Origin of the sequence: Latilactobacillus graminis DSM 20719, from assembly GCF_001436415.1 — a bacterium.
GTDB lineage: Bacteria > Bacillota > Bacilli > Lactobacillales > Lactobacillaceae > Latilactobacillus > Latilactobacillus graminis.
Genome location: NZ_AYZB01000032.1, coordinates 1 through 10,005 on the forward strand (window position 1 = coordinate 1; position 10,005 = coordinate 10,005).

Annotated in this window: 15 protein-coding genes; 10 read left to right on the forward strand and 5 right to left on the reverse strand. The window is 35.9% G+C overall.

Annotated elements, in window-relative coordinates; all coding sequences use genetic code 11:
- Positions 1-220 precede the first annotated feature (220 nt).
- Complete coding sequence (locus tag FC90_RS04970; protein ID WP_057908180.1) at positions 221-664, forward strand: MurR/RpiR family transcriptional regulator; 444 nt, start codon at positions 221-223, stop codon at positions 662-664.
- 68 nt (positions 665-732) lie between these two features.
- Here the strand turns inward: FC90_RS04970 and FC90_RS04975 are convergent, their stop codons facing one another.
- Positions 733-1,731, reverse strand: coding sequence for a replication initiator protein A (locus FC90_RS04975; RefSeq protein WP_057908181.1), 999 nt, complete (start codon positions 1,729-1,731; stop codon positions 733-735).
- Positions 1,732-2,344: 613 nt separating this feature from the next.
- Between FC90_RS04975 and FC90_RS04980 the strand changes: the two genes are divergently transcribed.
- Positions 2,345-3,163 carry an AAA family ATPase gene (locus FC90_RS04980; protein ID WP_057908182.1) on the forward strand — a complete coding sequence of 273 codons (819 nt, stop codon included), beginning with the start codon at positions 2,345-2,347 and terminating at the stop codon, positions 3,161-3,163.
- Entirely contained in the window at positions 3,156-3,503 is a 348-nt protein-coding gene (locus FC90_RS04985) for a hypothetical protein (RefSeq protein ID WP_057908183.1), read from the forward strand. The genes FC90_RS04980 and FC90_RS04985 overlap by 8 nt, the downstream gene beginning before the upstream one ends.
- Before the next feature lie 144 nt (positions 3,504-3,647).
- Here the strand turns inward: FC90_RS04985 and FC90_RS04990 are convergent, their stop codons facing one another.
- On the reverse strand, positions 3,648-4,235 hold the full coding sequence (locus FC90_RS04990) for a site-specific integrase (RefSeq protein WP_057908184.1): 588 nt from the start codon (positions 4,233-4,235) through the stop codon (positions 3,648-3,650).
- Positions 4,236-4,629: 394 nt separating this feature from the next.
- Here FC90_RS04990 and FC90_RS04995 point away from each other — a divergent pair, with 394 nt between their 5' ends.
- The 3 genes from FC90_RS04995 to FC90_RS09205 are packed head-to-tail and all read left to right on the forward strand — an operon-like array spanning position 4,630 to position 5,599.
- The gene (locus FC90_RS04995; protein WP_057908185.1) at positions 4,630-4,992 is read left to right on the forward strand and encodes a hypothetical protein; all 363 of its coding nucleotides are present in this window, start codon (positions 4,630-4,632) and stop codon (positions 4,990-4,992) included.
- On the forward strand, positions 4,992-5,420 hold the full coding sequence (locus FC90_RS05000; RefSeq protein ID WP_057908186.1) for a hypothetical protein: 429 nt from the start codon (positions 4,992-4,994) through the stop codon (positions 5,418-5,420). Before FC90_RS04995 ends, FC90_RS05000 begins: the two co-directional genes overlap by 1 nt.
- Positions 5,421-5,437: 17 nt before the next feature.
- Complete coding sequence (locus tag FC90_RS09205; RefSeq protein ID WP_157053042.1) at positions 5,438-5,599, forward strand: hypothetical protein; 162 nt, start codon at positions 5,438-5,440, stop codon at positions 5,597-5,599.
- A 155-nt stretch (positions 5,600-5,754) separates the two neighbouring features.
- On the opposite strand, the gene FC90_RS05005 is transcribed toward FC90_RS09205, so the two are convergent.
- The gene (locus FC90_RS05005; RefSeq protein ID WP_057908187.1) at positions 5,755-6,198 is read right to left on the reverse strand and encodes a helix-turn-helix transcriptional regulator; all 444 of its coding nucleotides are present in this window, start codon (positions 6,196-6,198) and stop codon (positions 5,755-5,757) included.
- Positions 6,199-6,253: 55 nt separating this feature from the next.
- Positions 6,254-7,036, reverse strand: coding sequence for a hypothetical protein (locus FC90_RS05010; RefSeq protein ID WP_057908188.1), 783 nt, complete (start codon positions 7,034-7,036; stop codon positions 6,254-6,256).
- A gap of 358 nt (positions 7,037-7,394) precedes the next feature.
- Here FC90_RS05010 and FC90_RS05015 point away from each other — a divergent pair, with 358 nt between their 5' ends.
- From FC90_RS05015 to FC90_RS05025, 3 genes are read left to right on the forward strand one after another with little or no spacing between them, the layout of a single operon-like run.
- Entirely contained in the window at positions 7,395-7,667 is a 273-nt protein-coding gene (locus tag FC90_RS05015; protein ID WP_057908189.1) for a hypothetical protein, read from the forward strand.
- Positions 7,651-8,952 carry a Y-family DNA polymerase gene (locus FC90_RS05020; protein ID WP_057908190.1) on the forward strand — a complete coding sequence of 434 codons (1,302 nt, stop codon included), beginning with the start codon at positions 7,651-7,653 and terminating at the stop codon, positions 8,950-8,952. The genes FC90_RS05015 and FC90_RS05020 overlap by 17 nt, the downstream gene beginning before the upstream one ends.
- A complete protein-coding gene (locus FC90_RS05025; RefSeq protein ID WP_235804319.1) occupies positions 8,945-9,340 on the forward strand; it encodes a hypothetical protein in 396 nt (131 codons plus the stop codon). Before FC90_RS05020 ends, FC90_RS05025 begins: the two co-directional genes overlap by 8 nt.
- A 53-nt stretch (positions 9,341-9,393) precedes the next feature.
- Here FC90_RS05025 and FC90_RS09210 read toward each other — a convergent pair whose 3' ends face one another.
- The gene (locus FC90_RS09210) at positions 9,394-9,570 is read right to left on the reverse strand and encodes a hypothetical protein (RefSeq protein WP_157053043.1); all 177 of its coding nucleotides are present in this window, start codon (positions 9,568-9,570) and stop codon (positions 9,394-9,396) included.
- A gap of 144 nt (positions 9,571-9,714) precedes the next feature.
- On the opposite strand from FC90_RS09210, the gene FC90_RS05030 reads away from it, so the two are divergent.
- Positions 9,715-9,906, forward strand: a complete 192-nt coding sequence (locus FC90_RS05030; RefSeq protein WP_057908191.1) for a hypothetical protein — start codon at positions 9,715-9,717, stop codon at positions 9,904-9,906.
- Positions 9,907-10,005: the final 99 nt, after the last annotated feature.

Consider the following 10,005-nt stretch of genomic DNA (forward strand, 5'->3'; position numbering starts at 1 on the left):
AACTTGTCTTAACCTTACCTTTACTTTTTTCAAAAAGCAAGTATTTTTTTAACAAGTTAAAACAAGAGTGGCAAACCTGAGCCGTTAGATCAACGTCTAACGGCTTTTTTTGTACTTAGAATTCAAGTACAATTGAATCATATACCAGGTTAATTAATAATATAACCCATTTCAACAATATCGACATTTGTGCCAACTAGCGCTAAGGAGGAAACCCTTGATGAACTTAACATTTACCGAACAAATTGTGATTGCTTACTTTGAAAAACACCCAAAAAAAATATTAACGGCGACTATTCGTGAATTAGCGTCAGTCACTTGTACTTCAACGGGGTCAATAGAACGCGCAGTTAAGAAATTAGGTTACGAGAATTTCAATCATTATCGCTACACGTATAAAGCAATTATAATAGCTGAAAAACGCTTTGTAACGCACTTTAACGTAACAAAAAGTGTCACAGTTGAGCCTGCTGTAAGCCAAATTAGTACAAAAGAAGTGTTAGTCAACTTGCTTTTCCGCTTTAGCGGGCGCGACCACCTGAGAAGATCGAAACGCTTTCTTGAATCTTTAAAACAAAATACCACGCATTTTCGTTTAGGTTTTAGCGGGCCAAAAGATATCAGCTATTTAAGCCCACTTAATTTTTGTGAGGTCCCAAAATGATTTTAAGCTCGTAAAAGACTTTGTTGTTGGCAAGGTTTATTTGTCGAGAGGTCAATATATAAACTAATTTATTCCCAAAAAAGAGGACTATTTCCTGCTTTTGAATTGGCAATACATCTAGCGTTTCCTAGTTTCTCGAATTCGTTGTAAACGACGCTATAAACATAGCTATTTAAATCACTTACTTGGTTTAAACGAACTTGTTGTACGGCACGCAGCAAGGTTTTATGAATAGGCATTGCAATATCTGAATCGTGTAGATCAAATAAGCTACTTTGCAGTTTATGTGAATTTAGCGCTTGTTTTTTTGCTCGTAAAACAGTTTGTTGAAGGGTTAAGAAGGTTTCGAAGTCACCGTTAGATAACAATTTCAAATCTAGTAATTGTTGTGTAGTGAAGATTGAGTCGTTATTCAAATGGGTTTTAAATAGCGCAGCGTCCTGTTGCTTGGTAATTGATTTTTCGTCATCAGGGATAGTATCTGCTTTTAAAGAATCTGTATTTATGTTTCTTAGTAAATCAGTATTATTAATATCAGTATCACTAGTTGCTGATTTTCGGTAATCTAGATTACTGTTTTTCAGCAATCTAGATTTATCAAGGGTTTCAGGCTGTCCATCATTCATAGATGTTGGTAAATCAATATTTACAACTTCTTCTGCGAGAGGATTTTCAGCTGTTTCAAGTTGATCGATGCCATAAATATCTTTATCAGTAATTTCGGGTTCAAGTAAGTACATACGATTAGCTTTACCTTGGCCCATTCGTTTCATAACCAATAAATTAGCAGCAGTTAATTCTTTTTTGATTGCAGTAACTTTTGAGTGGCCACAACCTAGTATTTCGGCAAGTTGTTCGCCAGTGTAAATAAAATAAATATTACCGTCTTTATCGAACCAATGGTTTTTGATTGAAAGTTGGAGGCGATCAGATAAGACAGCAAAAGCTAATTTTGCCTCAGCACTTAATTTTTTGTATTTTTCGCTGGTCATAAAAACTTTGGGTACTTGGAAGAACTTGAGCGCATATTGTCGTTTGATGTTGTAGTAGTTAGGTTGATTATTCATAGCGATCTCCTTTGAATTAAAAAGAGCGAACCCGCATTTGCGAGTCCGCTCTAGTGTTGTGTAGAGTAGGCAAATGCGAGCTTGGCGTTAGAACCAGAATCTCTTTAGAAAAGCCGCATTGACCTACTTTTATGTATAACTAAACAAGCCTTTTTGTATTGCCATTTTTGTGAAAATAGCTTATAATAAAAGACATAGTTTAAAAGAAATTACAGGTAAATAACTTCTTGAAAGTTGGTCATCACGAATTCCAGTTCGTGGTGGCTTTTTTTATTTAATGTCAATATAACGTAATTAACGTTAAAAGTAAACGCAAATCTCATAGAAGTATAAAATCAAGCGGAACGTTAGTATACTTTTATAAAGTTATAAAGTTATAAAAGTATAAAGTTATAATTTTTTTCTTCACTATGAATTATTGATTAAGTCGATACACGCTTTGAACGCCGATATGTAAGGATTATCGAGAGGTGTACAAAATCTAACATTATAACTTTATAACTTTATACTTTTATAATATTATATTTTTATAAAAAACTTGACTAAGAATGTTTTTTTAGGTACAATAACTTTATAAAGTTATAATCTTATAAAGTTATAAAAGGGGTGCGACATGTATACTATTACAACTGGTAATTTTAAAGGTGGCGTTGGTAAAACAACTAATGCTGTTATGATTGCTTACACACTGTATAAGAGTGGCAAAAATGTACTATTAGTTGATTTAGACCCTCAGGCGAATGCGACTGATATGATACTAAATACTATGAGTACCGTTTATCAGGATAAACCAATCTTTAATGAAAGCCTTGCGGTTGCATTAAAAAAAGGTAATTTAGAAAATGCAATAATCAAGGTGAAAGATAACTTTGATTTGCTGCCAAGTTATGAGGATCTGCAATCATACGAAGGTTTTTTATACTCAAATTTTGACACTGATAGAGAACAAGATTTTTATTTCTCACAACTTTTGGATAAGTTAAAACCTAAATATGATTATATTATCTTAGACGTACCACCTCAGATGAATAAGTTTACTGATTCGGCTTTGGTATCATCAGATTATGTCATTGTTATACTTCAAACTCAGGAAAGAGCGTTAAAGGGTGCTGAAAAGTATATTGATCATTTATTGCAACTACAAGATGATTATGATGTGAATGTCGATCTACTTGGAATTCTTCCCGTTCTACAACAAAATGGTAGTGAACTTGATCTCGATGTTGTTTCCGATGCGATGGAAAGTTTTGGCGAAGAAAATATATTTAAAAATAGGGTTAAAACTATGGCCAGGTTGAAAAGGTTCGACAGAACAGGTATTACAGATAATCCGAAAGATGTTAATGATCGAAAGGTGCACAAAATTTACCAAACAGTTACTAATGAGCTGATTGAAAGAATTAATTTGCTAGAGGAGAATAAGAATGACTGAAAATAAAGTGGGACTAGGTAGTTTACGAAAAAAACGCACGTCAAGACCAGATAGTTTTGTTCCTAATCAAAGTGAAGATGATAAGAGAACAACAGAAACTGTCGTACTTAAAAGCGAGAAGAAAAAATTAACCTCCAAAGACTTACCAAAATCAATCAGATTACCATTAGAAACACATGCTGCGATTAATACTATTTCTACAATTGAAGATGCTAAAATATATGAAACAGTAAACAAAATTACTGAGTTTTACATTCAAAGTTTGACACCAGCACAAAGAAAAATTGTTAAGAATAGTGTGCAAGCAGTCCTAGAAACGAGCAGAAACAAGGAAGTATAAAAATATAAAAGTATAACTTTATAATTTTATAAACTCATAAAATTATAAAGCTATAAAAAGCTAAATTTATAAAGTGTATTTATGTTCACCAAAAGTAAAAGAGCAGTTGTCATTAAGACGTCTGCTCTTTTTTTGAAAGAAATATTATCCGAAATCGATTGAGTCCAACATCTCCTGTTTAGATGCTTGATCTAACCCCAGGTAAGAAAGAGTCATTGCTTCACTTGAATGGTTGAGCAGACTCATAACAAGTCCAATGTTGTGATTGGACTGAGTATACACACGATAGGCGCCCGTTTTGCGCATTGTATGTGTGCCCAGGTAATTCAGGTTCAGTAAGTCGCCGACTTTGGCCATGACTTTATAGTATTGTTTTTCGGTTATGTGTCGATCCGAATTCGTGGTTGATGGAAAGAGCCATTCAGACTGAAGTTCATTCGACTGAAGCCATTGCCAGTATTTTTCTAGATCAGATTTAACTGGTGCTAAATACAAGTTATTTGGTTTACCAGTTTTTTTGTCATGGATAAAGACGGTACTTTTTACAATGCCATTGTGATCGAAGACATCATTTAATTTTAGACGCATTACGTCACTCACTCGTAATAAGGTTGCTTTGCCGACTTGGAAGATGGTGTAATTTCTTTGGCCAGCTTTAAAATCATTTTTTAAGCAATCTTGCACGTCTTTTAAAATATTTGAGTCTTTAATTGGAAGGACATTTTGTCGCATAAAAACCGCCTTTTTTAGGGGCTATTTTTTTGAAATAGCAATTTATTACCCCTATATCTAACAGTATAATCCATGCGGGTTGATATGACAACAAATTAAAGGGGCTATTTGTTAGAAATAGTCCCTATGGGTGTGATAAATTTAAGTGTGGCCAGCGTTAGAAAATGTGATTAGTCAGAAAGACCCCTTAAACTGAATTAAGGGGTCTTTCTACTCATTGATTGGATCGATACTCTTCTAAAACTACAAACTTACATCTGCAATACCTTCATTGTAAACCAACGATTTAAAAAAATCGACAAAATATTTTAATTTATTGCTTGACTAATACGCTATATCGTATTATAGTATAGATATAGATAAGAACAAACCAAACAAAAAGGAGATTTTAATCATGGAAATCAAAACAACAGCAAAAAACGGTGTAGCAACTTTAATCATTAAAAGTTTAGGTGAATTGACAGAGCAAGAACGCGCAGCATTGGCTATCCCAGAAACAGCCACAACTGAAGATTACGCAAACTATGCAGTCCACTATAACAAGAAAAACGAGTTGATCCGTGTGGTTGCTCATGACCTTTCAAATGCAAAAGCTGCTCAAATCAAAGAAGAATCTGCAAAGCCTGATGTTATCGACGCTTCAAAATTAATGTATGGGACAACTGAACAACGCCAACAAGCGATTGCTAAGTACAAAGCTGCTGGCATTCAAGTGCCATCAGAATCACAATTAAAGGCTTTGCTTGGTGAAAACTAATGACAACGCCGATTGATGATTTTTTAAAACCTTTAGGATTAACCCGCTACCAGGTTGCCAAAATATCTGGCGCCACCGCTTCTACTCTGAATGACGCCAATAAGCGCCCTATTAATCGCATGACGGTTAAGACGCTACAAGCCCTAGCAATGGCGACGGGTAAAACGCCCGGCGTTGTGCTTGATGAGTTACTCAAGTTGCAAGGTAATCCGATTATCAACTTTATTCAAGCACACCCTTTTGTTGATAAACAGTTAACAAGCGAGATCGAAGACTTGATGATCACCTTACACGAACAAGGTTTAAACCTAGGCAACATCACTTTTAACCGCTATTATAGTGAAGGGCCCGATACTAATGAACGGGCTGAAAAAGCGTTGCAGAATATTAAGACGCAATTGACGGATATGATTGAAGATTACGTTTAAAACGGAGGTGTCTAACCATGATGGAAGATGAGCACAAGGAACTTACCCCATTAGAGCGATCAATGGCTAAGTTTAATATTTCAGAATTTATCAAAATTGCCAGCCCAAAGGATCTAGAAGAGATCAAGGCGTTTGTTAATAAAAAGGCAATTGATATTGAATCCAATAAAATGCCTTAATGAATATACCTATAGTGCAGCAGTTATTGCTGCTATTTTTTTGTTGTACGTACACTTATTACACACGTTATTACAATGCCTATAAAACTTAATATACTGGTGATTGACACCCACTGAAAATTATTTTGTGCATCAAAGAAGAAGTGTCCCATTTACTACACCTCACTATATTGATCACTGATAAACCTCTCAAGCTGATCTTTTAAGTTTATTAATGCTCTTGTAGCATTCTCATTTGTATCTTCATTTTCAGTATAATAACAATTAAATGTGACTGTTTTAAGATTAATATCAGCTTCGTGTGCCTTAATCAGTAAGTCTTCAATTTCAGTGACAAGCTCTTTCTTTAGAAAAGGGTGTTCCTGGATAAATCTAATGATAGGGTTCCCTTCTATATGAAGTAACTCATCTAAAGTTTCTCCGGCAGTTTGACCAGTGGCCATAGCAAGTGCCTGAACAGTTTTAACTGACCAGCTACTAACATTACTGTTTCGATTGGCCACTGATAGCGTTTGTTTATTAATGCCCGACAAACGTGCAGCATCTGACCTGGTTAGGCCTCGTTTCTTTAAGTATTGATCAATAATTAATTCACTCATAATAATAGTATCCCCTTAACTGCTAACGCGGTCTTTTTAACCTTGCATACATTCTTTATTGTTCTGAAAAACGACTAATTACTTCGGAAGATTTGTTGATTAATTCGTTAGCTGAATCGTATTCAAACGTAACAAAATACATAGGATTGTCCGTGCAAGTTATTGCATAGTAATGACTATCATTAACATCATCAAGATCTATGTCGATAAAATCATCTAAGTGATCGTCTATATTTTCGTTTATTTCTAAATAATTGTCTTTATTATCTTCCAACCATTCGCTAAACATTTCTTTTAATTCGTGGCCAGAACGAATGATAAAACCATGATTTTGATTTGTTGCTTGAATAGTCGCTTGATCAATAATGTAATCAAAAGCAAATTGTTGCATTGTTGTTTGTGGAAGATAGTTTGTGTAATATTCTACCCCATCATCATAGCTTACTTTTAAAACTTTATTGTTTTCGATTACTTCTACCCCGTTTATGATTGCTGGTACACCTGCGCGGAGCCTATCTTCACTGATAGCGCCAATTTCGATTGATTCAATACCAACCTGTGTATAGGGGAAAACTTCGTTAACCCCGACATATTCTAAGGTTGAGTCGAGAGAATATAAGTTCTCAAGTTCTACAGAAAGATCAAAATCGACTCCTTCAATATCGGATAAATCTTCGCTGTGTTTGTACCCAAAATGATCTGATAACGCAAGTACAAAAAGCTCCGAGTTATCTCGGATAATAATATACATTGAGTTGGTAGAATGAGAGATATTTGTGTGCACGATGTCTTGATCACTTAGATTCATAATAATTTTAGAATAATCAGTAACGTTCATATTGTTTTCCTCCATTTATCTATAAGTATATTATAGTCCATTTTAATGGACTAGTCAACAACTTTATTTATTAGTTATAAAAACTTCTATTACTTAAACGACCTTTATAGGAGTACAAACATTGAAGCAATAGAAAAGCCCGTCATTATGACGGGCTTTCCTCATCTTAACCATACTACAAGCATTGAAAGCTAGGAGCTACCTAGCGCTTGTGTCCGGTGAATCCTCATAGTAAATCTATGGGATATACGAGAGTCAGGTACGCTCTCTCGTATAAAATGTAACACATTGCTGGAGTAATTACAATTGAAAAAACGAACGTTTGTTTGTATAATGGACTATAAAAGGGGCTGTAGCAATGGTTTTAGAAGAACCAATTTGGATTACCAGTTCAGATAGATATTTCATTTTGCATCAAGATGGTAGCTTGCAGCTACGTCAGGAATTAATGAATGAAACAACTGTTTTGATTGATTGTTGTAATTATTTTTATCAAAAAAAAGATCTTTTCAAGCTATGTCAAGTTTATTTTCCATCAATGACGATGATCGAATTTGGCAATATTCAAAAGACGTTAGATCAGCAAACAGCCACAATCAGAGGTGGTGCTGAAGATGTACGATTATTCTAGAGAGGCACGGCGGATTGTATTCATGATTGACTCGAAGAGCTTCTATGCCAGTGTTGAGTCGGTTAAATTGAATCTTAACCCGCTACGATCTATCCTGGTTGTTATGTCAACGGCCAAAAATACTAATGGTGGTCTTGTACTTGCTGCTTCTCCAATGGCCAAAAAGATATTTGGAATAAGCAACGTTATGCGGACTAGGGACGTTCCAAAGGATAAACGTATAATTGTAGTGCCGCCGCAAATGAACCTTTACATTAAGTATAATTTGGCAATCAATGAGATTTTTAAAACGTTTGCTGCTGAGGAAGATATTCAACCTTATTCGATCGATGAATCATTGATCGATATGACAGACAGCTGGAAGCTCTTTGGGGATAGTCCTCGAGAAGTTGCCCGGAAGATCCAACTAAAAGTCAAAAAAGAACTAGGCATCTACTTAACAGTCGGCATCGGCGATAATCCACTGTTAGCAAAGTTTGCGCTTGATATGGAAGCTAAACGTACCCATAGTTTAATTGGCGAGTGGCATTATGAAGATGTCCAGGATAAATTGTGGCCAGTCACGCAGCTTGACGACCTGTGGTCAATTGGCCGTAGAACAGCTGAAAAGTTAAACAAAATGGGCATTAAATCAATGTATGATTTGGCACACAGTAACCCGTTTCTTTTAAAGCAAAAGTTTGGTGTGTTAGGCAGTCAGTTATATGCGTTTAGTTGGGGTATCGATCGGGCGTTAATTCGTGATAAGTACGTACCTAAGGCTAAATCGTATGGAAACAGTCAGGTGCTACCACGGGATTATCGAAATCAGGCTGAAATCGAAATCGTAATTCGAGAAATAGCAGAACAAGTCGCGGCACGTATACGTGCTCACCATAAGGCGGCCACAGTTATCAACGTTGGTATTGGGTATTCTTTTCGTTCTAAAGAAGAAACTGGTAAGTCAGGTTTTGGACGTAGCATGAAGATTGACGCAACAAATGACAATGGCCTATTAGCTGCTTACGCAATTACCCTTTTTCGGAATAGGTGGGAAGGTGAAATCGTCCGGAATATCTCAATCAGTTGTGCCGGCCTGGTCAACGATAACGTTGTGCAGCTAGATTTATTTGACACAAAACAAACGTCCCTAAAAAAACGAGACCTGGATAGAACTGTTGATAGTATCCGTCAAAAGTTTGGATTCACATCGCTGGTCAAACTATCGAGTGTTGCTGAAGGCGGCACCGCAATCGAACGTGCCGGTCTGGTCGGTGGACACAATGGAGGTAATTCTTATGAGTAGAAAGTACGAGTTTGATCCAAACGTAGTTACGCAGTTTTTAAACCAATACCAGGACAGAGGCATGATGAAGTGTCAAGGGTTTTACTTGAGTGATCACACTGCCAGTTTGCAGAAGGTTAACCGTAACGATCAACTGAAGCTGAATCGAGCGCATAGCGAAAAGATGGAGGCTGAAGACATTGAACAGGTCATTAATGACGCTGTTGTAAAAAAACTACCAGTCAGAATTGAGAGAAACGTTCAAGATAAAGACGGGTACCTGGCACCTTTCATTGAGGGACAGATTGAAGGCTACTACCTGGATAAATTAGTGATTGGTGAAGCGTTTATTTCAATTGACGAGATCTACGCTATTAAGATAATGGCAGAAAAAGCCAGTAATCATTGAAGATTACTGGCTTTTTTGTGTGAGAGACGCAATTTAAGAGCATTTCGAACTGCTTAGTGAGCCGTAAATTCAGGTAATGTATCAATCAAATCAAGCAGCGTCTGAAACCATACAGATGCGATAAATGCGTTTTGAAATTTCAGCGTGATCACATCATTGCCAGTAATGGTTAGCAGTGTATCCACAAGTTCAAATGACAAGTTTAGATTTTCTATTCTAATAACGTTCATTTAATCACCTCACTATAGATTACGTATAGATAGGCGTTTTCTTTCACGTTTTACTTAAAAATCGGCTTTTCTAGATAAACAACACAGAAATTAAAAAAAAGAATAGAATAAGAACACCCTATTAAGAAAGGAGTGTTTTTAACTATGATAGTAGTATTTTTAATCAAGGAATTTGTGGCATTATTTATTCTAATCGTTCCTTTTTCAACCATTATGATTGCGGGATATGCGTACGCATTGGGCGTATCAGAGAAATTTGTTAATTTTGCAACATATTTGATGATCTTATCGCTGATCGCATCTTTTGTGTTATATCTGATTGCTCGGTGCGTGTAATATAGAAAGCAGCCCTTTTAATGGGCTGCTTTTTTAATTGCGCTGGTTAGTGTACTTATTTCCCTTGTAAAGGTTCTGAACGTGCATAGTTGGGTCGCT

Coding starts and splice junctions, on each gene's coding strand:
- FC90_RS05025 (WP_235804319.1), top strand. CDS start 8,945: ATGAGTAGAAAGTACGAGTTTGATCCAAACGTAGTTACGCAGTTTTTA.
- FC90_RS05020 (WP_057908190.1), top strand. CDS start 7,651: ATGTACGATTATTCTAGAGAGGCACGGCGGATTGTATTCATGATTGAC.
- FC90_RS05015 (WP_057908189.1), top strand. CDS start 7,395: ATGGTTTTAGAAGAACCAATTTGGATTACCAGTTCAGATAGATATTTC.
- FC90_RS04985 (WP_057908183.1), top strand. CDS start 3,156: ATGACTGAAAATAAAGTGGGACTAGGTAGTTTACGAAAAAAACGCACG.
- FC90_RS04975 (WP_057908181.1), bottom strand. CDS start 1,731: ATGAATAATCAACCTAACTACTACAACATCAAACGACAATATGCGCTC.
- FC90_RS09205 (WP_157053042.1), top strand. CDS start 5,438: ATGATGGAAGATGAGCACAAGGAACTTACCCCATTAGAGCGATCAATG.
- FC90_RS09210 (WP_157053043.1), bottom strand. CDS start 9,570: ATGAACGTTATTAGAATAGAAAATCTAAACTTGTCATTTGAACTTGTG.
- FC90_RS04990 (WP_057908184.1), bottom strand. CDS start 4,235: ATGCGACAAAATGTCCTTCCAATTAAAGACTCAAATATTTTAAAAGAC.
- FC90_RS05000 (WP_057908186.1), top strand. CDS start 4,992: ATGACAACGCCGATTGATGATTTTTTAAAACCTTTAGGATTAACCCGC.
- FC90_RS04970 (WP_057908180.1), top strand. CDS start 221: ATGAACTTAACATTTACCGAACAAATTGTGATTGCTTACTTTGAAAAA.
- FC90_RS04995 (WP_057908185.1), top strand. CDS start 4,630: ATGGAAATCAAAACAACAGCAAAAAACGGTGTAGCAACTTTAATCATT.
- FC90_RS05005 (WP_057908187.1), bottom strand. CDS start 6,198: ATGAGTGAATTAATTATTGATCAATACTTAAAGAAACGAGGCCTAACC.
- FC90_RS04980 (WP_057908182.1), top strand. CDS start 2,345: ATGTATACTATTACAACTGGTAATTTTAAAGGTGGCGTTGGTAAAACA.
- FC90_RS05010 (WP_057908188.1), bottom strand. CDS start 7,036: ATGAACGTTACTGATTATTCTAAAATTATTATGAATCTAAGTGATCAA.
- FC90_RS05030 (WP_057908191.1), top strand. CDS start 9,715: ATGATAGTAGTATTTTTAATCAAGGAATTTGTGGCATTATTTATTCTA.